Annotated in this window: 23 protein-coding genes; 20 read left to right on the top strand and 3 right to left on the bottom strand. The window is 59.3% G+C overall.

Annotation, left to right across the window (positions count from 1 at the left end; genetic code table 11):
• The first annotated feature begins 134 nt into the window (after positions 1-134).
• Complete coding sequence (locus AC07VV_RS15625) at positions 135-416, top strand: DUF3509 domain-containing protein (RefSeq protein ID WP_085729753.1); 282 nt, start codon at positions 135-137, stop codon at positions 414-416.
• A gap of 173 nt (positions 417-589) precedes the next feature.
• Here the strand turns inward: AC07VV_RS15625 and AC07VV_RS15620 are convergent, their stop codons facing one another.
• Both AC07VV_RS15620 and AC07VV_RS15615 read right to left on the bottom strand, forming a co-directional pair.
• On the bottom strand, positions 590-1,570 hold the full coding sequence (locus AC07VV_RS15620; protein ID WP_495036726.1) for a TIGR02285 family protein: 981 nt from the start codon (positions 1,568-1,570) through the stop codon (positions 590-592).
• Positions 1,497-2,696: a CaiB/BaiF CoA transferase family protein gene (locus AC07VV_RS15615; RefSeq protein ID WP_495036725.1), complete on the bottom strand. Its 1,200-nt coding sequence runs from the start codon at positions 2,694-2,696 to the stop codon at positions 1,497-1,499. The genes AC07VV_RS15620 and AC07VV_RS15615 overlap by 74 nt, the downstream gene beginning before the upstream one ends.
• A 146-nt stretch (positions 2,697-2,842) precedes the next feature.
• On the opposite strand from AC07VV_RS15615, the gene AC07VV_RS15610 reads away from it, so the two are divergent.
• The 4 genes from AC07VV_RS15610 (at position 2,843) to AC07VV_RS15595 (ending at position 7,113) form a co-directional block, all read left to right on the top strand.
• Positions 2,843-3,385, top strand: coding sequence for a YaeQ family protein (locus tag AC07VV_RS15610; protein ID WP_495036724.1), 543 nt, complete (start codon positions 2,843-2,845; stop codon positions 3,383-3,385).
• A gap of 54 nt (positions 3,386-3,439) precedes the next feature.
• Complete coding sequence (recJ, locus tag AC07VV_RS15605; RefSeq protein WP_273540214.1) at positions 3,440-5,149, top strand: single-stranded-DNA-specific exonuclease RecJ; 1,710 nt, start codon at positions 3,440-3,442, stop codon at positions 5,147-5,149.
• Between the two features lie 232 nt (positions 5,150-5,381).
• On the top strand, positions 5,382-6,488 hold the full coding sequence (locus AC07VV_RS15600) for an NADH:flavin oxidoreductase/NADH oxidase (RefSeq protein ID WP_495036723.1): 1,107 nt from the start codon (positions 5,382-5,384) through the stop codon (positions 6,486-6,488).
• Between the two features lie 91 nt (positions 6,489-6,579).
• Positions 6,580-7,113, top strand: coding sequence for a GNAT family N-acetyltransferase (locus tag AC07VV_RS15595; RefSeq protein ID WP_495036722.1), 534 nt, complete (start codon positions 6,580-6,582; stop codon positions 7,111-7,113).
• A 12-nt stretch (positions 7,114-7,125) separates the two neighbouring features.
• On the opposite strand, the gene AC07VV_RS15590 is transcribed toward AC07VV_RS15595, so the two are convergent.
• Positions 7,126-8,754 (bottom strand): glucan biosynthesis protein D, encoded by a 1,629-nt coding sequence (locus tag AC07VV_RS15590; protein ID WP_323159962.1) that lies wholly within the window; start codon positions 8,752-8,754, stop codon positions 7,126-7,128.
• Positions 8,755-9,156: 402 nt separating this feature from the next.
• Between AC07VV_RS15590 and AC07VV_RS15585 the strand changes: the two genes are divergently transcribed.
• The 15 genes from AC07VV_RS15585 to AC07VV_RS15515 all read left to right on the top strand — a co-directional run bounded on the left by AC07VV_RS15585 (position 9,157) and on the right by AC07VV_RS15515 (position 22,239).
• Complete coding sequence (locus AC07VV_RS15585; protein ID WP_495036721.1) at positions 9,157-9,339, top strand: hypothetical protein; 183 nt, start codon at positions 9,157-9,159, stop codon at positions 9,337-9,339.
• A 318-nt stretch (positions 9,340-9,657) separates the two neighbouring features.
• Positions 9,658-10,653: an ATP-grasp domain-containing protein gene (locus AC07VV_RS15580; protein WP_495036720.1), complete on the top strand. Its 996-nt coding sequence runs from the start codon at positions 9,658-9,660 to the stop codon at positions 10,651-10,653.
• 86 nt (positions 10,654-10,739) lie between these two features.
• Complete coding sequence (locus AC07VV_RS15575; protein ID WP_495036719.1) at positions 10,740-11,873, top strand: trypsin-like peptidase domain-containing protein; 1,134 nt, start codon at positions 10,740-10,742, stop codon at positions 11,871-11,873.
• Between the two features lie 71 nt (positions 11,874-11,944).
• The gene (locus AC07VV_RS15570) at positions 11,945-13,072 is read left to right on the top strand and encodes a phosphoribosyltransferase domain-containing protein (protein ID WP_096819280.1); all 1,128 of its coding nucleotides are present in this window, start codon (positions 11,945-11,947) and stop codon (positions 13,070-13,072) included.
• The gene (locus AC07VV_RS15565) at positions 13,062-13,820 is read left to right on the top strand and encodes an HAD family hydrolase (RefSeq protein WP_495036718.1); all 759 of its coding nucleotides are present in this window, start codon (positions 13,062-13,064) and stop codon (positions 13,818-13,820) included. Before AC07VV_RS15570 ends, AC07VV_RS15565 begins: the two co-directional genes overlap by 11 nt.
• Positions 13,813-14,907: a cysteine protease StiP family protein gene (locus AC07VV_RS15560; protein WP_495036717.1), complete on the top strand. Its 1,095-nt coding sequence runs from the start codon at positions 13,813-13,815 to the stop codon at positions 14,905-14,907. The genes AC07VV_RS15565 and AC07VV_RS15560 overlap by 8 nt, the downstream gene beginning before the upstream one ends.
• On the top strand, positions 14,907-15,857 hold the full coding sequence (locus tag AC07VV_RS15555) for an HpcH/HpaI aldolase/citrate lyase family protein (protein ID WP_495036716.1): 951 nt from the start codon (positions 14,907-14,909) through the stop codon (positions 15,855-15,857). The genes AC07VV_RS15560 and AC07VV_RS15555 overlap by 1 nt, the downstream gene beginning before the upstream one ends.
• A complete protein-coding gene (locus tag AC07VV_RS15550; protein ID WP_495036715.1) occupies positions 15,854-16,567 on the top strand; it encodes an HAD family hydrolase in 714 nt (237 codons plus the stop codon). Before AC07VV_RS15555 ends, AC07VV_RS15550 begins: the two co-directional genes overlap by 4 nt.
• Positions 16,568-16,569: 2 nt before the next feature.
• Positions 16,570-17,154: a TerD family protein gene (locus AC07VV_RS15545; RefSeq protein WP_096819288.1), complete on the top strand. Its 585-nt coding sequence runs from the start codon at positions 16,570-16,572 to the stop codon at positions 17,152-17,154.
• Positions 17,154-18,332 carry a TerD family protein gene (locus AC07VV_RS15540; RefSeq protein ID WP_495036714.1) on the top strand — a complete coding sequence of 393 codons (1,179 nt, stop codon included), beginning with the start codon at positions 17,154-17,156 and terminating at the stop codon, positions 18,330-18,332. The genes AC07VV_RS15545 and AC07VV_RS15540 overlap by 1 nt, the downstream gene beginning before the upstream one ends.
• Positions 18,333-18,378: 46 nt before the next feature.
• Positions 18,379-18,828: a tellurite resistance TerB family protein gene (locus AC07VV_RS15535; RefSeq protein ID WP_096819292.1), complete on the top strand. Its 450-nt coding sequence runs from the start codon at positions 18,379-18,381 to the stop codon at positions 18,826-18,828.
• 45 nt (positions 18,829-18,873) lie between these two features.
• Positions 18,874-19,872: a TerC/Alx family metal homeostasis membrane protein gene (locus AC07VV_RS15530; protein ID WP_495036748.1), complete on the top strand. Its 999-nt coding sequence runs from the start codon at positions 18,874-18,876 to the stop codon at positions 19,870-19,872.
• A gap of 31 nt (positions 19,873-19,903) precedes the next feature.
• On the top strand, positions 19,904-20,479 hold the full coding sequence (locus tag AC07VV_RS15525) for a TerD family protein (RefSeq protein WP_096819294.1): 576 nt from the start codon (positions 19,904-19,906) through the stop codon (positions 20,477-20,479).
• Positions 20,480-20,556: 77 nt separating this feature from the next.
• Positions 20,557-21,135, top strand: coding sequence for a TerD family protein (locus AC07VV_RS15520; RefSeq protein ID WP_495036713.1), 579 nt, complete (start codon positions 20,557-20,559; stop codon positions 21,133-21,135).
• Positions 21,136-21,312: 177 nt separating this feature from the next.
• Positions 21,313-22,239 (top strand): hypothetical protein, encoded by a 927-nt coding sequence (locus AC07VV_RS15515; RefSeq protein ID WP_495036712.1) that lies wholly within the window; start codon positions 21,313-21,315, stop codon positions 22,237-22,239.
• Positions 22,240-22,304 lie beyond the last annotated feature (65 nt).

The following is a 22,304-nucleotide window of genomic DNA, read 5'->3' as shown; positions in this document are numbered from 1 at the left end:
GATGCATGCTCCGATAGGCCGGTGACACTCCGGGAGAGGCCGCCGATATGCAGAACTTTCTTCTCGGGCCGGTGGTCATTTACTGTGGACACGCCCCAGGCACTGTGTTTTCGGACTATTGAGTGGAGATCGAGATGGAAAGTATCAGTCTATTGCTCGGTGAGGCTCTGAGCCCGTATCAGGTGACGCTGACCCCTCGCGGTCTGCAGGGTGAATGCCTGGTGACATTGAAGAACGGCAGTGGTGCCATCATGGTGGAGCGCGAATTCAATCGGGCGCAATTGAGCGACAAGCGCCAACTGACGGATGTGGTCGATGGCTTGCATCGCGACATCCTGATCGCCGAAGGCCGGCTGGAGCCCTGTGTGATTGCAGCGTTGCGCAACGCTGCCCGCGACAAGCACCCGGGTCTCTGAAACTGATTTGTCTTTTGTGGGAACCTTCCTGCACCCGGGTCAGTCAGACCCCATAGCAGCAGGATCAAGCATTGTGCTCCGGTGCTTGTCGCTTGCTGCTACGGGTCTTTGATAAAGACCACGTTTAACCCCGAGTCGTCTCCCCACTTCTCGGGGTTTCTTTTGTCCGGGATTTACTGCGTGGCCTGTTGCTGGAAGAAAATCCGCGCCTGCTCCAGATAGTCCTGACGCCTTTCCGGGTCCAGCCAGTCGGCGTAGAGCTGGTCGAGATGTTCGTGGGGCAGGGTACGCAACAGTTGATCGATTTCACTGATCGCCTGCCGGCCCTGAGTGGTGTCGGTGCAGCCGACGTGGCCCGAAATGTACTTGCCTGACCCGCGAATGGGGAAGAACTCCAGCTCGTCTTCAGCGATCTGTGCCTGACGGGCCTGATAACGGATTTCCGGCCAGTAACCCAGCACCACCTGCAATCGCCCGAGCCGCTGCATCGACAGCAGACTGCTTAACGCGTCATTCCCGTAATGCGGTGTCAGCGCGCCGCCCGGTGCCTGTCGGAGCAGGCCGTCGATGTATTCGCCATAACTGCGCTCGGCCACTACGCCGACTTTCTTGTCGCTGTTGGCCAGGAATGCGGACAGATCGACTTCACCGTCGGAAATGAACGGCGCCAGCACTTCGCGATCTTTCTGACGCACCACCAGGCCATTGCTGACCGCCCGAAATGCCGGGATGGAGAACGCGATCCATTGCGCGCGCTCCTTGTTCCAGATCAGCGAAGGATCACAGGCAAAAGGATGTTCGTGGAGCATCTGGATGCCGCGGGCGCGGTTGACGCGCATCAGGGTGTGTTCGTATTGCGGCATGCCGGCAATCAGCATCGGCATCAGTTGATCGATAACGCCCTGGCCCTTTTTCGGGCCTTCGAAAATGGTCAGCGGCGGCAGGTCGCGCAGCAGCCAGATCAGCGTCGGTTTGGCCTGCGCCCAGGCCGGGAGCACCAGCAGAAAAAGCAGGCCGAACAGCCGCCACGTCCACCAGTGGTGGGCGCGGTTGGAGGCTGAGGCCGGTCGGCGCTTCAGCTCAGATGGCTCCGTCTTCGCGCAGCCGGGCGATCTGCTTCTCGTCGTAGCCAAGATCGTGGAGTACCTGCGCATTGTGTTCACCGAGCTGCGGTCCGACCCATTCGGACGTGCCGGGTGTATCTGAGAGTTTCGGCACGATGCCCGGCATCTTGAAGGGTTTGCCGTCCGGCAGTTTGGCCTGCAGGAACATTTCCCGGGCCAGGTACTGCGGATCGTTGAACATGTCTTCGGCGCTGAAGATCCGGCTGGCCGGGACTTCGGCCTGGTTCAGCAGGTCCAGCACGGTTTGCAGCGGCAGCGAATTGACCCATCGATCGATCACCCCGTACAACTCGTCTCGGCGACTGTCGCGCCCGTCATTGCTGGCCAACGCCGGGTCATTGGCCAGATCTTCACGGCCGATGATCAGCATGAAACGCTTGAAGATCGCATCGCCATTGGCGCCGATCTGCACGTGTTTGCCGTCGGCGCTGGTGTGGATCGACGAAGGGGTAATGCCCGGCATGATGTTACCGGTGCGTTCACGAATGAACCCGAACACATCGAACTCCGGGACCATGCTTTCCATCATGGCGAAGATCGCTTCGTACAGCGCCACATCAACGACCTGGCCGAGCCCGCCGTTGACCTCGCGATGACGCAGGGCCATCAAGGCGCCGATCACGCCCCACAGGGCGGCAATCGAATCGCCGATGGAAATCCCGGTGCGCACCGGTGGTCGATCTTCGAAACCGGTGATGTAGCGCAGGCCGCCCATGGACTCGCCGACTGCGCCGAAACCTGGTTGATCCTTCATCGGCCCGGTCTGGCCGAAACCGGACAGGCGCACCATCACCAGTTTCGGGTTCAGCGCGTGCAGGGTTTCCCAGCTCAGACCGAGTTTTTCCAGAACACCGGGGCGGAAGTTTTCGATCAGGATGTCGGCTTCGCCCAGCAGTTTTTTCAGGATCGCCAAGCCGTCGGGGTGTTTCAGGTTCAGCGTCAGGGACTTTTTGTTGCGTGCCTGGACGAACCACCACAACGAAGTACCTTCATACAGCTTGCGCCACTTGCGCAACGGATCACCGCCGTCCGGCGATTCGATCTTGATCACTTCGGCACCGAACTCGCCGCAAATGCGCGAGGCAAACGGCCCGGCAATCAAGGTACCCAATTCGATGACTTTCAGACCGCTGAGCGGTTTGTTGGCGAACGGCATGCGAGATCCTGTAGGACAAGGCTGAACGGATACAGCGTTTTAACATAGCCGGCCGTCAGTCGCGCAAGGTTGATCGCCATCAATTCGTGGATTGCCTACCGCATCGGTTAGACTTGCCGACTTTCCTCGTATCAAGAAGCCCGTTCATGGCCCAGCCGTCCACCACCTACAAATTCGAACTGAACCTCACCGATCTCGACCGTAGCGTCTACGAGAACGTGAAGCAGACCATCGCCCGCCACCCTTCGGAAACCGAAGAACGCATGACCGTGCGCCTGCTGGCCTACGCGCTCTGGTACAACGAGCACCTGTCGTTCGGTCGTGGTCTGTCGGACGTGGACGAACCTGCGCTGTGGGAAAAGAGCCTGGATGATCGTGTCCTGCACTGGATCGAAGTCGGCCAGCCGGACGCGGATCGCCTGACCTGGTGCTCCCGTCGTACCGAACGCACCAGCCTGCTGGCCTACGGCAGCCTGCGCGTCTGGGAAAGCAAGGTGATCCCGGCGATCAAGAACCTGAAGAACGTCAACATCGCCGCGGTCCCTCAGGAAGTGCTGGAAACCCTGGCCAAGGACATGCCCCGCGTCATCAAGTGGGACGTGATGATCAGCGAAGGCACGATCTTCGTCACTGACGACCGTGGTCAGCACGAAGTCCAGCTCAGCTGGCTGCAAGGCGAGCGCGGTTAAGTCCGCACCGCTCCCGAAAAATCCCACGTACCCAAGAGAAGCTCCTGTCACCCCATGCGTATCGATCCTCGCCCGTTGCCCGCCACTCTGCCGTTTCTCGGTGACCTGCCACCGTTGCTGACCCGCCTGTACGCGGCGCGGGGCGTGCAGTCCGAGGCGGAGCTGGACAAAAGCCTGGCGCGGCTGATTCCGTTCCAGCAACTCAAAGGGATCGATGCGGCGGTGGATCTGCTGGTGACGGCGCTGGAGCAGCGTCAGCGGATCCTGATCGTCGGCGACTTCGACGCCGACGGCGCGACGGCCAGCACCGTGGGCGTGCTTGGCTTGCGCCTGCTGGGCGCGGCACATGTCGATTATCTGGTGCCGAACCGCTTTGAATACGGCTACGGCCTGACCCCGGAAATCGTCGAAGTCGCGATGACCCGCGAGCCGCAACTGTTGATCACCGTCGACAACGGTATTTCCAGCGTCGAAGGTGTGGCGGCTGCGAAGCGTCACGGCCTGAAGGTCTTGATCACCGACCACCATTTGCCCGGCGACGAACTGCCGCAAGCCGATGCACTGGTCAACCCGAACCAGCCTGGTTGCGAGTTCCCGAGCAAGGCGCTGGCCGGGGTCGGGGTGATTTTCTACGTGTTGATGGCCTTGCGTGCACGCCTGCGCAGCCTCGGCTGGTACGAGAGCAAGCCACAACCGAACATCGGCGAACTGCTGGATCTGGTGGCGCTGGGCAGTGTTGCCGACGTGGTGCCGCTGGATGCCAACAACCGGATTCTGGTGCACCAGGGCCTGGAACGAATTCGCGCCGGACGTGCGCGGCCGGGGATCAAGGCGATCCTTGAAGTGGCCAAGCGCGAGGCTTCGCGCATTACCTCTACCGATCTCGGTTTCATCGTCGGCCCGCGCCTGAACGCGGCGGGGCGTCTGGATGACATGAGCCTCGGGATTGAGTGCCTGCTGACCCAGAATGCAGAACTGGCTCGGGAAATGGCCGCGCAACTGGACGGCATGAATCAGGATCGCAAATCCATCGAGCAAGGCATGCAGCGTGAAGCGCTGGCCCAGCTCAAGGACCTGCCGGTCGAGTCGATGCCGTTCGGACTTTGCCTGTTCGATCCGGAATGGCACCAGGGTGTCATTGGTATCCTCGCCTCGCGGATGAAAGAGCGTTACTTCCGCCCGACCATCGCCTTTGCCGATGCCGGTGACGGCCTGCTCAAGGGCTCGGGGCGTTCGGTTCAGGGTTTCCATATTCGCGATGCGTTGAGCGTGGTGGCAGCGCAGCATCCGGATCTGATCAGCAAGTACGGCGGTCATGCGATGGCGGCTGGCCTGACCTTGCCGCAGGAGAATTTTCCGTTGTTCGCCGAAGCATTCGATGCCGAAGTGCGTAGGCAGCTTCGCGAAGAAGATCTGACCGGGCGTCTGCTGTCGGATGGCACCTTGGCTGTTGAAGAGTTTCATCTGGAACTGGCTCGTGCCCTGCGTCATGCCGGGCCTTGGGGCCAGCATTTTCCGGAGCCGCTGTTCCACGGCGTGTTTCAGTTGGTCGAGCAGCGTGTGGTCGGCGAGCGGCACCTGAAAGTGGTGCTGAAGAGCGAATGCGGTTCGGTGAAACTCGATGGCATCGCCTTCGGCATTGATCGTGATATCTGGCCGAACCCGACGATCAAATGGGTCGAACTGGCCTACAAACTCGATCTCAACGAGTTTCGCGGCAATGAAACCGTGCAGTTGATGATTGCCCACATCGAACCGCGCTAAAGGTTACTGCGCCCCTTTCTGAAGGGGCGCAGGCGTCTTCAATTGTGCTGTTTCAATTCTGAACCCTCCCTCATCCCCGGATGTCGACTAGGCTCTAAGCACTGCTTGATTGGCCTTGTGACGTCTTGTCGAATTTTTTGCCCGCGGGGGCGGGTGCTGCACCTTTTTCCTGTCACTCGTCGACTTTTCAAACAGAACCCTGGAGCCTGCCCACTGATTTGAGAGGTGCCCCATGAGTCTGCTGCTTGAACCCTTTACCCTTCGCCAACTGACCCTGCCCAACCGCATCGCCGTATCGCCAATGTGCCAGTACTCCAGCGTCGATGGCCTGGCCAACGACTGGCATCTGGTGCATCTCGGCAGCCGTGCAGTGGGGGGCGCGGGCCTGGTATTTACCGAAGCCACGGCGATCACGGCCGACGGGCGGATCACCGCCGAAGACCTGGGCCTGTGGAACGACGAACAGATCGAACCGCTGCAACGCATCACCCGCTTCATCAATGCGCAGGGCGCAGTGGCCGGCATTCAACTGGCCCACGCCGGGCGCAAGGCCAGCACCCATCGGCCGTGGATCGGCAAGCACGGCAGCGTCAAACCGGACGAAGGCGGCTGGACACCGGTCGGGCCTTCGCCTATTGCCTTCGACCCGCAACACACCCAGCCGAAACAGCTGGATGAAGGGCAGATCGCCCAGGTCATCCAGGATTTCGTGGCCGCAGCCAAGCGTGCGCTGGCAGCCGGTTTCAGCGTGGTCGAGGTGCATGCGGCGCACGGTTATCTGCTGCACCAGTTTCTCTCGCCGCTGAGCAATCAGCGCCGCGACCAGTACGGCGGTTCGTTCGAAAACCGCATTCGTTTGGTGCTGCAAGTGACCGAGGCGGTACGTACCGTGTGGCCGGAGGAACTGCCAGTGTTTGTGCGCCTGTCGGCTACCGATTGGGTTGAAGACGGTTGGAACCCCGATGAAACCGTGGAGCTGGCGCGACGCCTGAAAACCCTCGGCGCGGATCTTGTCGACGTATCGTCGGGTGGCACCGCAGCGAACGCGGAGATTCCGGTGGGGCCGGGTTATCAGACCCGCTTCGCGGAAAGGGTGCGCAAGGAATCAGGCATCGCTACCGGCACCGTGGGCATGATTACCGAGCCTGCGCAAGCCGAGCACATCCTGCGAACCTGTCAGGCCGACATCATCTTCCTCGCCCGTGAGTTGCTGCGTGATCCGTACTGGCCACTGCATGCCGACGATGACCTGGGCGGACGCAAAGCGGTATGGCCGGCGCAGTATCAGCGTGCGACCCATCGGGATCAGCCGATTCACGAGTCTGATCTGCGGGATTGATTCCGACCGGTCGCAAAGCCTATAAAACCCGCCATTGAACCGGCGGGTTTTTTCTTGCCTGTCGCTTGGAATTGCAAAGGAATGGACCGCAATGTTGATCGAACGTGACCTGACTGAATCGGACTTGCCGCTGCTGGCGCTGATCGACCGCAGTGAGTTGGTCGAAGAATGTTATCGCGTGGAAAACGGTGGGCTGATTCTGTATCCGGCGCATTTCGACATGCGCGGATGGCCCGAAGGCGAAGGGGAGGAGAATGCGCGGGTATTGGAGAAGTGCTGGCGCAGCGGCGGGTGGCTACACGGACTTTTCGATGGAGAAGCGTTGGTGGCAGCGGTGGTTGTGGATAACCGGGTTATTCACAATCAGGGCCTGAAGATGCGGCAGTTGAAGTTCCTGCACATCAGCCGTCCCTGGCGTGGGCAGGGGCTGGGCGGGCGATTGTTTGCCCTGGCCTGCGCGCATGGCCGAGAGGTCGGGGCCGAAGCGTTGTATGTCTCGGCGACCGAGTCGCGCAATACCGTGGAGTTCTACCAGCGCCAGGGTTGCCGGTTGCTGGCGCAACCGGATCCCGAGCTGTTTGATCTGGAACCCCACGATATCCACTTGTACTGCCCGTTGGCCTGACGGCTCAAGCCATCAAGGGTATTTGCGCTTGTCCGGCGCCGGCGGGAAGTACTGGTACAACCAGGTCTCGCTCAGCGTGCGGTCATTGGTGCGGATGAACAGGCGCAGTTCCACCGGCTCAACGCTGTCATTGGTCGGATACCAGTCGAACAGGATCCGGTAACCCTTGATGTCATCCAGCACCAGTACGCTGAAGTCCTGCACCTTGCCGTTGGAGCAGGTGACCACCGGTTCGATCCCGGTGCCCTGCGGCAGGCGATCCAGACCGCCACCGGTGAAGTCCACGGCGAAACGACGGGCCCAGACTGGCGGGTAATGCTCGCCTGGTGCCCAGCCTTCGACGAATCCACCCATGCCGGAACGGGTCGCATGCACCCGTGCCAGCGGCGTGCCGACCGGCGGCAGAGCGCTCCAGTAGAGCTTGTAGCCGTAGTTCAGCGAATCGCCGGCCGCCACCGGTTTCTTCGGCGTCCAGAACGCGACGATGTTGTCGAGGGTCTCGCCGGTTGTAGGAATTTCCAGCAGATCGATAGAGCCTTCGCCCCACGCGGTTGTAGGTTCTACCCACAGGCTCGGGCGCTTGCTGTACCAGTCGACGGTGTCCTGGTAGTTGGCGAATTCGTGGTCGGTCTGGACCAGACCGAAACCTTTCGGATCGGTGTCGGCGAAGGCGTTGAATTGCAGGGTCGCCGGGTTGTTCAGCGGGCGGCAGATCCATTCGCCGTTGCCGCGCCACATCGCCAGACGATCCGAGTCATGAATTTGCGGATGGATGGTGTCGCACATCCGGCGCTCGTGGGTGCCGCAGCTGAACATGCTGGTCATCGGCGCGATGCCCAGTTGTTCGATGGCGGTGCGGGCGTTGACGTGGGCATCGACTTCCATCACCACGCGCTCGGCCTGGCAATCGATGTCGAAGCGATAGGCACCGGTCGCGCTCGGCGAGTCGAGCAGGGCGTAGACCACAAAGCGGGTCGCGTTCTGATCCGGGGTCTCGAACCAGAACTTGGTGAAGTCCGGGAATTCTTCGCGTTTCTTGGCGTAGGTGTCGATGGCCAGACCACGGGCGGAGAGGCCATATTGGCCAGTGGCATCCACCGCGCGGAAGTAGCTGGCGCCGAGAAACGACACCACGTCATGCCGATCCAGTTCCGGTGCCTTGAACAGCTTGAAACCGGCAAAACCCAGGTCGCCCTTGAGCTGCTGGGTGTCGACCGAAGTGTTTTCATAGTTGAACAGCTGAGGGCGGAAATGCACCTCGCGGGCCGTGCGAGTCTTCGGATCGACGCTGTACATGCGCACCGGCTGACGGAAACCCATGCCGACGTGGAAGAACTGTACATCGAGCTGACCCTTGTTCTCCTTCCACAGCGAATGCTCGCCGTCGTAACGGATCGCATTGAAGTTCTGCGGGGTCATGGTCGCCAGCGTCGGCGGCAGCACCTGTTTGGTGTCCTGATAGGCGTTGCCGGCCAGTTGCTTGGCCTGGCGCTTCAGCGCTTCAAAATCGAATGCCTGGGCTTCACCGTCGGCAGCACCGCCAGAGGCGGCCCAGGCACGAGAGGCCAGCAGGCCCGTGGCCGATAGACCGGTATAAGCCGCAATGGCCATGGACGCTTTCAGCAAATTCCTGCGGTGCATAGATACAACCTGTCGTGGACAATCCCGCGCCGTTCCTGGCACGTACTGGATCAGAAATTACGGTTCGGACAAGCCTTCGGCCAAACGCTACGGACTAGTAACAGATGCCCGCTAGCTTAATCCGTTCGCTGATTTTGCAAAATTCATTGATAGCACGACGAAAGCGTCTCAATGAAACAAGACGTTTCGGTTACTTATCCCACAGCCCTTTCTGATTTATAGGGCATATCTGCTTTTCTCGACTAATTACTCTAAAAACAGCTTTTCAGCGCCGATTTAATTTCTATTCTATGGGCATCGTCGGTCACGACCCATCCGACCGGCAGGGCTCAAATCGTTGCTTGCAGGAGCAGGGCGAGGCGGTTTCAAAAAAATCTGAAGTAATGGAAAAGGACATCGTCCATGGCAAAGGTGCAATGCATTACCGAAATGTTGGGAATCTTTCCGTGCCTGGGAGGCAGACGCGGGAAGCGGCTCAACTCTGAAGAGCGCAAATTGGTCGAGCGCTACCGAGAACTGTCGGAAAGTGACCGGATTGCGATGCGCTATCTGGTGGATGCGATGCGCAGCGTTTCACGGTTTTGAGGATGTAATACATAAGGGGCAGGCGTTGAGTCTGCCCCTTTTTTGTGTGTTTTTCGGCCAGATGAGCATGGCCTCGGCGGGGAAGCCCGGTAATTTTCACATGCGGAAATGTATTGCTGGTGGACGCTCCGTTTGGCTCGCCAGCAGAATATCAAGAGTGAACTCCCTAATTGATTCACCCCCCATGTAAAAACTCGAAAACAAATCTACTTCCCAAGGCCTTCGCGCGCCGATTTTGCGGCCCGATGACCCAAATCTGCCATCAGTTGATATTCATCCAGTTACTATTGCGCCGGCGCATCAATCAGCGAGTATCAAATGATCTGGTTTCTAGAAGGGCAATCGAGTCAGCGTGACGTCATCATCGGCGCGCGCGAGGCACTTCCGGCGGATGTAAAAATCTTCGCCTCTCATCGTCAGGATCGCCCTGAAATCACGTCGCTTGCCGACGTCAGTTTTACCGAGCCAAGTGACAATGAAGAGCGTATCGACTGGGTCATCGCCACTGCAGTAGCGCACAACATCAAACTGATTCTGGCTGGACGCGTCGGTAATGTTTTCGAGATCGAACGGGCGCGCTTTGAACAGGCAGGTCTTGAATTGGTGACTGGCGGTACGTCGATGACGACCTTCGACATGGTCGACGACAAGAGCCGATTCACCGCCGAAGCAGAGCGTGTCGGCCTGGCTTGTGTCCCGGCGATCACAGCATTGAATGCCGAAGAAATGTTCGCAGCTTACAAAACCCTCTCCGCCAGTGGCGAAGTGTGCGTCAAACCTGCGGTCGGTATTTATGGCCAGGGTTTCTGGCGATTCAAGGCGGATACCGATCCGTTCCGCTGTTTTGCCAACCCGGATGCGCGTGAAGCCAATTTTGAAACTTATATGCGTGCTTACTGCGAAGCCGAAGCTCCGGCACCGATGCTGATGATGCCGTACATGGCCGGCAGCGAATGTTCGGTGGACATGGTCTGCGAAGCCGGCCGTCCGGTTGCGTTCGTCAGTCGTCGAAAGGCTGGTGTACATCAGACCTTCGAACGTGAGGGCGCTGCTGTCGAGTTGGCACTCAAGGCTGCCGAGCATTTCGGATGTGACGGAATCGTCAATGTGCAAACCCGCGACGACGCTGATGGCCAGCCGCATTTGCTGGAAATCAACCCGCGATACTCGGGCGGCATCGGTTACACGCGGGCGACCGGGACCAACCTGCCGGGCATTTTCGCGGCTCGACGGCTGGGCTTGCCGGAGCCTGCGACCGTCTGGAGGGCGAACGTCCGGGTCAAGGGCGTGACCGTGGCGGCTGTGGCATCCTGATATTAAAGCGATATCTATTTTTTGATACAATTCGCCGCGCTGCATGTGAAGCAGCTGGTCGTTAGCAGTCAAGGAGAGATCAGGGAATGATGGTGCTGGCGCCTGGCGCAAATGCCGTAATATCGAGCACACAGAGTGAATGGACTCTTGAATGCGGTAAGTCCTCGGCTTTCGGGGACTATGCAGCAGTCGCTATATTGCCGGTTGACGAGAAACGCCGCCCGACAGGTGAACCCGCCCTGTTCCAGACCTCCCATGGCTGGATGGAGTGGAAAGGTGATCAGGAAAAGGTCGGCTGTGCGATGAACCTGGCAGAACTGCCGTCAGGCAGCGATCGCGTGCTGATCATCGTCTATACCTTCTCTGCTGCTGGTCCGGTCAGTGATCTGAAGACCCTGCGTTTTCAGGTTGATGGCCAGCTTGATTACAGTCTCGATCTGCGTGATAACGGCGAATCGGCGATCATCATCGGCGAGTTTTACACGCGCAATCAGCAATGGAAGTTCCGGGCTCTGGCTGAAGGTTCAGCTTATGGCCTGGCGGCTTTTGGCCGGCGAATCGGCCTCGATATCAACGATGCCCATCCCAAGGGACGCTCAAGCCCTTCCGAATCCGGACGCGGCAGTGCGACCGGAACCGGTTTTGCCGTTTCGAGAAATCACGTCCTGACCTGTGCTCACGTCATCGAGGACATGCAGGAAATTCACATCTCCTCCTTCGAAGGACGTTACCGTGTCGAACCCGTTGTGGTCGATCGGCGCAACGACATCGTTTTGTTGCGAGTGCTGGATTGCCCACCGCTGAAACCGGTGGCGTTCAAGGAAGGTTTTGGCTGCGACCTCGGCGACAACGTTGTGGCGTTGGGATTCCCGCTTGCGGGGTTCGCTGGCGGCGGCGTGCAAGTGACGCAGGGTGGTGTGTCGGGGCTGTTTGGCCTGCACAATGATTCGAGCCTGCTGCAGTTCACTGCCCCGATTCAGCCCGGTTCCAGTGGCAGCCCTCTTTTTGACTCCTCGGGTGCGGTGGTCGGTCTGGTGACCTCAACTCTGCCGGATGCGCAAAACATGAATTTTGCGGTCAAGGCGCCATTGCTCCTCTCATTCCTTGACGCTTGTCGCGTCGAGGCCAGCAAGATCCCTGTCGGCAAATCTTTCACAACAGCGGAACTGGCACGTGAAGCCCAGGCTTCAATGTGGCGTGTCGAAGCGCGAAATTTCTGACTTCTCTTGATTTGAAACATTTGGTACCGGCGCGCGGTTAATTCCCCAGCGCCATTTAGGAATTTTTGCTCATGGAAAGTAACGCAGCTACACAAACGCTCAGTGCGCAACTGATGCGCGGGCGACTCGATGTCAAAGTAGATGATTCACTCATCGCTCCGAACGCTTTGTTCGGCTTTGCCGAGCGCCGTAACCCCAAGCGTGCGTTCCTGTTCGTGTCCAAAGTGCTTGGCCGCCATATCCCGGTACGCCCCTCGGCAATGAACACCAGTTTCGCAAGCCTCGCGGCGCAGATCCCTGCGGATCTGCCCGGCCCGGTGCTGGTGATCGGCATGGCCGAGACCGCCGTTGGCCTCGGTGCTGGCGTGCACCGCGCGTTCAGCGCGACCCGGCCTGACACGGTGTACATGGTCAGCACACGGCACCCGACCGGCACCGAACTGTTCACTCGTTTCGAAGAAGAACACAGCCACGCCAGCGCCCATTTGATCCACTTGCCGGTCGATCCTGACGTGCGCGAAATGATGTTGAATGCGCGCTCGCTGGTGCTGGTAGACGATGAAGCTTCCACCGGCAAGACCTTCATCAATTTGCACCGCGCTTTGGTCGACTCGGGTCTGACCCAGGTCGAACGTGTCGTGACCTGCGTGCTGACCGACTGGTCGAGCAACGCGGTGCGCAACACCATTGGCGAGTCCGCGCATCAAGTCTCGTTACTGCAAGGCTCCTACGATTTCCATCAAGACCTCGAAGCGCCGCTGCCGGAGATGCCGGCCGTCGGCACCGTCGCCGCCGGTGAGTGGCCGTTGTCGGCACACAACGACTGGGGCCGGCTCGGTGTGCGCAAGGTCGAAGACACCTTGGCCCCCGATCTGCAAATCAAGGCTGGCGAGCGAGTGTTGGTGGTCGGCACCAGCGAGTTTGTCTGGCGTCCGTTCCTGCTCGCCGAACGTCTTGAGCGTGCCGGTGCCGACGTGCACTTCAGCTCGACCAGCCGTTCGCCGATCGCGCTGGGCCATGCCATCGGTCACGCATTGTCGTTCTCGGACAACTACGGTCTGGGCATTCCGAACTTTCTCTACAACGTGCGCCCGGGGGAGTTTGATCGCGTGCTGATCTGCTCGGAAACACCGACGCAGGCAGTATCTGCCGAGCTGGTTGCCGCCCTGAACGCCGAGGTGATTGTCGATGCTCAGTAATCGTCCGCTGGCCTTGGTTGACCTTGATGACACGCTGTTCCAGACCGCGCGCAAAATGCCTGAAGGCACGCCACGCCATCCTGCGACCTTTGACATTGAAGGCCAACCGAACGGGTACATGAACCCGGTGCAGAAAACTCTGGTGGAATGGCTGTTGTCCTCGACCGACGTCGTGCCTGTGACTGCGCGTAGTGTCGAAGCTTTCAGCCGAGTCAAACTGCCTTTCGACAAGGGCGCCGTGTGCTCGCACGGCGGGGTGATTCTCGGCGCCGACGGCAGGATCGATGAGCAATGGCGGGCGCACATGACTGTCGTCCTGGCAGACTTTCAACACCGGCTCCCCGATCTGAGCGCCGCGACCCTGGCCATTGGCAAGGCGCTGGGCATTTCGCTGCGCGGCTGGGTAGTTGAAGAAGAAAACCTGCGCCACTACGTGGTGACCAAGCACAACGAATCCAACGACGAAGTCCTGCAAACCGTGCTGGCTGAAGTCCAGGCGCGCGGCTTGCTGGAGGGAATGCACGTCCACGGCAACAGCAACAATCTGGCCTTTTTGCCCGCCGGTCTGTCGAAGCGCGTGGCCGTTGAGGAACTGTTGCACCGTGACCGTGAAGTCAACGGTGAACGACCCGTGCTGGGCTTCGGCGACAGCATTACCGACCTCGGTTTCATGGATGCCTGCCATATGTGGGCAACCCCGTCCGGTAGCCAACTGGCGAAGTTTGTGGGGCATGCGCTCAATGACTGAGTCCATCGCTGACCTCAAGACTGTTGGTAGCGGCAGCTATTTGCAGGACGACGTGCACTTCCTGCTCCAGCCGGTGCAGATGGAGGTGACCGACGTCTTAGAGAAAGAGCGGCTGATTCAGACGCAGCAGAAGCACTACTCGGAGATGATCAGCTTCGAGAGCGCGCCGACGCCAGTGCACAAAGCGCTGTACGAGAGAGCGCTCGCGCAGAATGGCGTGCGCATGGCCAGCGACGTTCAGGCACTGGCGCTGGCGTTGAATGGCGCTTGCACAGGCCCATCGATTGTTCTGGTGTCGTTTGTCCGCGCCGGGTTGCCGCTGGGTGTGCTGCTGCGTCGGGCGCTGATCGACATGGGCCGCGAGACTCATCATTACGGCATCAGCATCGTGCGGGATCGCGGCATAGACCTCATCGGTCTTGAGGCGATCATTCAGGCCCACGGCGCGCAAAACATCGTGTTCGTCGACGGCTGGACTGGCAAAGGCGCGATCTCCGGTGAAATTCAGCGCAGCCTCAAAGGCGATGCTCGATTCCCTGAGGAGCCGCGTCTGGTGGTGCTGGCCGACCCTTGCGGGCGAGCCTGGCTGGCGGCCTCGGCGGAAGACTGGGTGATTCCGTCGGGCATCCTTGGCGCGACCGTCTCGGGTCTGGTATCGCGTTCGATCTGGCCGGCTGATGGCGGGCTGCATGGCTGCGTGGTCTACGACCACCTGACTGAACACGATGTGACGCGCGAGTTCATCGAGCACATCGAGCAACAGCGCAAAACCCTGGGCCCGGTGCCTGCTGCGGTGCCGTGGACGGCCAACAAGCGTGCCAAGCTGCAAGCCGCCGCCACGCAAGTCGTGGAGTCGCTGGCTGCACGTTTCGATATCAGCAATCTGAACCGGGTCAAACCGGGCATCGCCGAGGCCACTCGCGCGGTGCTACGCCGGGTGCCGGATCATGTGCTGGTGCGAGATCGCAACGACAGTGACGTGCAATTACTGATGCACCTCACCGAAGGCGCTGGCGTTTGCGTCGAAGAAGTCGGTGCCGCACTCGGCCCGTACCGAGCCGTGACCATCATTCGGAGCGTGAGCTGATGAAGAAGCTTTCTCCTTATGCCTTGGGTGCCACGCTGTACATGCCGGCCACGCGCGCCGATCTGCTGGATGTGGTGTTCGCCACCAAGCTGCCGGAACTGCGTTCGCTGGTGGTATGCCTGGAAGATGCGGTTGCCGAGATCGATGTCAGCACCGCGTTGAGCAACTTGCATTGCCTGTTGTCGGCAATAGATGAGCGCGGCGGGCGGCCTGCCGACGGGCCGGTGCTGTTCGTGCGTCCGCGTGATTCGGCGATGGCGGCGGTACTCAATGACTGGCCGTTGATGAAGCACGTCGACGGCTTCGTTGTGCCGAAACTGACGCTGCGCAACCTCGACGCCTGGGAGCGGGCGGTGACCAGTCCTGAGCTGTTCCTGATGCCGACTCTGGAAACTGTCGACGTGTTCAGTCCGGTGGCGATGCTCGAGTTGGGCCAGGCGCTCAAGGCCAATCTGAATCACCGGATCATCGCCCTGCGTATTGGCGGTAATGATCTGATGGGCAGCCTCGGCTTGCGGCGTAACCCGGCGACCACGCTGTACAACACGCCGATGGGTTACGTGATTCCGATGTTGGCCGGGGTGATGGGGTCGCAAGGTTTTGCACTGACCGCGCCGGTGTTCGAACAACTCGCCACGCCGAATCTGCTGTGTGAAGAGCTGGAACTGGACATCGCCCACGGTCTGGTGGGCAAGACCGCGATTCACCCGAGCCAGATCAGCATCATTCAGGATGCGCTGCGAGTCAGCCTCGAAGACCTGAACAGTGCGAAGTTGATCGTCAGCGACGTGGCCCCGGCCGTGTTCAAGCACAACGATGTGATGTGTGAACCGGCGACCCATTACCAATGGGCGATGAAGATTCTTGAGCGCGCCGAATGGCATGGCGTGCGCCAAACCGATGCCGCCCACGGTGAAGCACCCATTCGACTAGCCGAGGCCGTTCGATGATTCAGGCAAATACCGGCCCTGACCAGCCGGGGAAAAAGGTGCTCTGCGTCTTTGATTTCGACGGCACACTGACCCGCCATGACAGTTTTATACCGTTCTTGAAGTTTGCCTTCGGCAAACGTGAGTTCGCCCGGCGTGTGCTGACGCTCGCGCTGCCGAGCATTCGATTCCTCGCCCGACGCATGAGCCGCGATGAGCTCAAGGCGCAGTTGATCAGCCGCTTTCTCAGCGGCGTGGACGCGGAGTGGGTGAGCCAGCAAGCAGCGAAGTACTGCGCAGCTTTCTGGACCAGGCTGATGCGCCCGACAGGCTTGATGGCGATTGCCAGCGAGATCGCCGCCGGTTCGCAGGTGACCCTGTGCTCGGCGTCGCCAGCGCTGGTGCTGCAACCCTTCGCGGATCGCTTGGGTATCAAGCTGATCGGCACCGAACTTGAAGTGATCGACGGCAAATTGACCGGACGTATATCCGGCAACAACTGCCGCTGCGAGAACAAGGTGCTGCGGCTGGAGGCGGTCTATGGGCCGCTGACTGAATACCGCCTCAAAGCCTGGGGCGATACCCGTGGCGATCACGAATTGCTCGCTGCGGCGCAAGACGCGCACTGGCGACACTTTCATCCGGCATGGCGTCGTGGACGTCTGCGGACAGCAAAAAGCGCGATCAGACCTGATCGCGACGTGAACACTGACGATCAACAAGGAGCGTAACGATGGCACTTACCCTGAGCAAACAGCAAAGCATTTCTCTGGAAAAAACGGCCGGCAGCGCTTTGACCCGCATCAGCCTTGGCCTGGGTTGGGACCCGGTGAAAGCAGGTTTTCTCGGCAAGCTGATGGGCAGCGGCGGAGAGATCGATCTGGACGCTTCGTGCATCCTGCTCGACGAAAGTCTGCAAGTGATCGACCTGGTCTGGTTCCGTCAGTTGAAGTCGCAGGACGGTTCGATTCAGCACTCTGGCGACAACCGTACCGGTGAAGGCGATGGTGATGACGAAACTATCCACGTTGATCTGTCGCGTCTGCCGGCCGCCGTCAAGCATCTGATCTTCACCGTGAACAGCTTCACCGGGCAGAACTTCGACAAAGTCGAAAAAGCCTACTGCCGCATCGTCAATGCCAGCAACAAATCGGAACTGGCGCGTTTCAACCTGTCCGAGAAGGGCGGTCATACCGGCATCGTGATGGCGAGCCTGTCGCGCAAAGGTTCCGATTGGGAATTCAAGGCCATCGGCGAAACCACTCGTGGGCGAACTGCTGACGACCTGGTCAATCTGGCCGTACAGGCGCTGAGCTGATGGCCACTCTCGTACCTGGTGGTAATGCGCCGGTTGCCTGCGGCCAGCTTCGCGTGGATATCAACTACACGCCAATTCCGGGCGTCGACATTGATGTATCGGCTTTCGTCCTGAACGCTTCGGGTAAAGTCCGTGGCGATGGCGACATGTGCTTCTATGGCCAGAGCAGTGTGCTCGGCGGCGCGTTGCAGATGACCGAGGCGACAGCCGGGCGCGCGGTATTCACTGTCGATCTGAGTCGTCTTGAAACAGCGGTCGAGAAAGTCGCGCTGTCGGCGACGATCTACGAGAACAAGGCCAGTTTCGAGCGCGTCTCGCACTTGTCCGTGGCAGTCTCGGGCGGCATCGAGGCTCAGTTGCCAACTGCCGGGATGAAGGAAACTGCGTTGATCCTTGGCGAGTTTTATCGTCGCCAGGGTGAGTGGAAATTCCGCTGTGTCGCGCAAGGTTTCAACGGCGGTCTGGAACCACTGGCCAAGCATTTTGGTGTTGAAGTCGCCGCTCCGTCCGCTGCACCGACGCCTGCGCCAGTTCCACCTGCACCAGCCCCGGCACCGGTGCCTGCGCCCGCGAAATCGACGATCAGTCTGAGCAAGATCACGCTCGACAAGACTCGTTCGTCGATCAGCCTGGAGAAAACCGCCAGCGGTTTCGGCGAAATCAAGGTCAACCTGAACTGGAACAAGGGCAGCGGCGGTGGCTTCTTCAGCCGCAGCAAATCCGTCGACCTTGACGTTGGCTGCCTGTACGAACTGCAGGATGGCGAAAAGGGCGTGGTACAGGCCTTGGGCAACTGCTTCGGCAGCCTGAGTGGCGCGCCGTACATCCAGCTCAAGGGCGATGACCGCACTGGCTCGGTTGCCGGTGGCGAGTGGATGCACATCAACGGCGCGAAGTGGGGCGAGGTCAAACGCATTCTGATCTTCGCCTTCATCTACGAAGGCGCGCCGAACTGGAAAGAGACTGACGGCATCGTGACCATCTACATCCCCGGCCAGCCGGACATCGAGGTTCGCCTCAATGAAGAAGGTGGCCGCGAAGGCATGTGTGCGATTGCCATGCTCGAGAACGTTGACGGGGCGGTGAAGGTTTCGCGCCGCGTCGATTTCCATCGTGGTCATTCGGCAGTCGACAAGGCTTATGGCTGGGGCATGAGCTGGCGCGCCGGCTCGAAATAATACGGATGGCGGGGCCTTCCGGTCCCGCCCCTTAAGGAGATTTGACATGCTCGCATGGCTTAAAGAAAACGCGACGGCGGCTCGCGACAAACTGACAACTGAAGTCGGTAAATTCAAGAACCAGAAGTTCATGGAAGCGATGACGGCCAGCTGCGCCATCGTCTCCGCAGCGGATGGCGATATCTCTTCGGCGGAAAAGCAGAAGATGATCGGCTTCATCAATATCTCGCCAGAATTGAAAGTGTTCAACACGGCAGACGTGATCAAGTCCTTCTCGGCGCATTGCGAGAAGTTCGAGTTCGACTTCCAGATCGGTCAGGCGGAAGCACTGAAAGTCATCGGCAAGATCAAGAGCGACCCGGGTGCTGCTCGCCTGTTGGTGCGTGTTGCCTGTTCCATCGGCGCATCGGACGGCACGTTCGATGAAAAGGAAAAAGCGGCGTGCCGTTTGATCTGCGCCGAGCTGGGTCTGAACCCGGCTGATTTTGATCTTTAAGGAGCGGTACCTGTGGAAACGCAAATCGGATTTCCCCCGCTGACCATGGCGGTGTTTGTAGGGCTGTCGCTTGGCGCCCTGCTGCTGGACATGGTCACGCACCGTGGAGGCAAGCCTATTTCGCTGATGAAGGCCTCGATCTGGTCGATATTCTGGATCGCGATTTCGCTGGCGTTCGCAGGTTTCCTGTACGTGCAGCACGGCCCTGAAGTGGCCAGCCTGTTCGTTACCGGTTATGCGCTGGAAAAAGTCCTGAGTGTCGACAACCTGTTTGTCTTCATGGCGATCTTCGCCTGGTTCAAGGTGCCGGATGGCCTGCGTCACCGCGTTCTGTACTGGGGCATCATCGGCGCCATCGTGTTCCGTGGCGTGTTCGTCGCGATCGGCACCGGCCTGCTGGCTTTCGGGCCGTGGGTGGAAATTGTCTTCGCGGTGATCGTTGCGTGGACGGCCGTGATGATGTTGCGCGCCGGCGGGGACGATGAGGAGGAAGAAGACTACTCCAAGCACATGGCGTATCGCTTCGCGCAGAAGCTGTTCCCGGTGTGGCCAAAACTGTACGGCCACAATTTCTTCGTGACCCGCAAGGTGCTCGAAGGTGAGCTGCAGAAACCGGAAAACCAGGGCATGACCCTGGCCGCCAAAGGCACGCTGTTCGCCACGCCGCTGTTCCTGTGCCTGGTGGTCGCGGAAGTGTCCGATATCCTCTTCGCGTTCGACTCGGTGCCGGCAGTGATCGCTGTCAGCCGTGAACCGCTGATCGTCTACTCGGCGATGCTGTTCGCGATTCTTGGCCTGCGAACCATGTACTTCGTGCTCGAAGCGCTGAAACGCTACCTGGTCCATCTGGAAAAATCGGTGATTGCGCTGTTGTTCTTCATCGCAGTGAAACTTGGCCTGAACGCCACCGACCACATGTTCCACCACGGCTACACCATTGACGCGAATACCAGCTTGTTGATTGTCATGGTGGTCCTGGCAATCGGCGTAGTGGCGAGCCTGATCATGCCGGGTCAGGAAGAAACCCAAACCGAAAACAATTGAGTAGCAGCATCAACCACAAGGAGATGTACCGATGGCTTTGACACTTCAAAAAGGTGGCAACCTGTCCCTTACCAAAACCGACCCGAGCCTGACCAGAATTCTGGTTGGCCTGGGTTGGGACCCGCGCGCTACCGACGGCGCGGAGTTTGACCTGGACGCCAGCGCGTTTCTGGTAGGCGCCAGCGGCAAGGTTCGCAGCGACGCAGACTTCATTTTCTACAACCAGTTGAAGAGTGCGGACGGTTCGGTTGAGCACACGGGTGACAACCGTACCGGCGCTGGCGACGGCGACGACGAAGTGCTGAAAGTTGACCTGAGCCGTGTTCCGGCCGACGTCGAAAAAGTCGTGTTTGTCGTAACCATCCATGACGCCGAAGCCCGCAAACAAAGCTTTGGCCAGGTCGGTGGATCGTTCATTCGTGTGGTCAACGAAGTATCCAGCGCCGAAGTCGTTCGCTATGACCTGGCTGAAGACGCTTCCACCGAAACCGCGATGATTTTCGCTGAGCTGTATCGCAACGGTGGCGAGTGGAAATTCCGCGCTGTTGGCCAGGGTTACGCTGGCGGCCTGAAGGCTGTGGCCAACTCTTTCGGTCTGAACTTCTAAGGTTCGGCATCTTGCCAATTGATTTGCAAGGCCCTGAATTCAGGGCCTGACTCACCACAACCAAGAGGAATTTGAACATGGCGGTATCACTGAGCAAGGGTGGCAATGTCAGCCTGTCCAAAGAAGCTCCAGGCCTGTCTGAAGTTATCGTTGGCCTGGGCTGGGACCCACGCGTCACCGACGGCACCGAATTCGACCTCGACGCTTCGATTTTCATCGTTGGCGAATCCGGCAAAGTGCTCGACGACAACAGCTTCATTTTCTACAACAACAAAAAGTCTGCTGATGGCTCGGTCGAGCACATGGGCGACAACAAGTCGGGCGCAGGCGATGGCGATGACGAACAAGTCACCGTCAAACTGACCGGCCTGGCGCCAGCAGTGAAGAAGCTGGTATTCGCTGTAACCATCCACGATTCGGACGCGCGCAAGCAGAGCTTCGGCCAGGTGCAAAACGCCTACATCCGCGTCGTCAACAAAACTGACGGTAAAGAGCTGGCACGCTTCGACCTGAGCGAAGACGCTTCGACCGAAACCGCGATGATCTTCGGCGAGCTGTATCGCAACGGCGAAGAGTTCAAGTTCAAGGCCATCGGCCAGGGCTTCGCTGGCGGCCTGGCGCCGTTGGCTAAAGAGCACGGCGTGAACATCGGCTAACCCGAAAGGGTTGCGAGAGCCCCCGGCGTTTGCCGGGGGCTTTTTCTTGTCTGCAGAATTTCCACGGACCAGCAATTCGCTGGTTATTCAACTTATGTACAACCATTTCGCCAAGCGCGACTGCGTCGGATCAAACGGGCAGTTCAGCAGGATGCAGCACTGATAAGGATTTTTTCAATGGGAATGCTTCGCGGGGTCATGGCGGTTGGTGTATTGGCAGCCTTGTCAGGCTGTGGCGCTTACGACGACTTCAAAGCCAATAATGCTGTTCAGGAATACCGGCAGAATTGCTTGGGCAACTACACCAACGAATGCGAAAGCAAATTGGTCGACACCAACATCATCATGCTCGAACTGGCTCGCAGAAACGTGGCGCGCGAGAAGGATACGTTGATAAAAGCCGTTGGCCAGGATGGCTATGAACGCTTTGCCAAAGCGGCCAACGAAGTGATCGACGACCTGGTCGATCGCCAGGAAAAGAAACGTCCGGGAATCTTCGCTCGCTGGGTACTGGGCGACGCACAGCCGTTCGGCGATACGCGAAACCAGCTATTTCTCGAATCGGACATGCTGGCACTCAGGGCTGCCGTACTGAAGAAGATCAGCGATTCCAATCCGGTCGCGCAACGCCATGCAATCACCGAACAACCTGTCGCTGCAGCTCCTGTAGAGACTCCGTCGGCAGCGCCTGATGTTGCTGCTGTCACCGCGTTGCTCAACGCTGCGATTGACCGTGAAATCGCCAGCGAAATCGCACAGGACGGCGGTGACGAGTACAAGGACGCCCGACAAATCATTTTGACCGATCTGAACGGTGACGGAACCAACGACGCGGTGGTGCTTTACACCCTTGAAGGGCAGGGGGGTGGCAATGGCTACTTCCAGTCGCTGGCGACGTTTTACGCGACACCTCAGGGCTGGATTCACCGAGCAAAACTGGTCGTGGGATCAGGTGTGCAAAGCGTTGAAGTCATCGCGCCGCAAACCCTCGCAGTGAAAATGCTCAGCGTCGGTCCGGACGACGCCAACTGCTGCCCAAGTGTCGAAAGCACGCAAAAATTCACATGGAACGGCACCACCTTCCTGCAATCACCTGGTACCTGAGGCGAGCGCATTCTCCCCCCGACTCAGGCGTAGTTCAGAGACCCTTGGTCGGGCAGTACAAGCAA

It is taken from the genome of Pseudomonas sp. GW821-FHT02C04 (genome assembly GCF_059421845.1).
The sequence above is the reverse complement of the archived record's forward strand: the minus strand, read 5'-3'. Positions and strand labels throughout refer to the sequence as shown.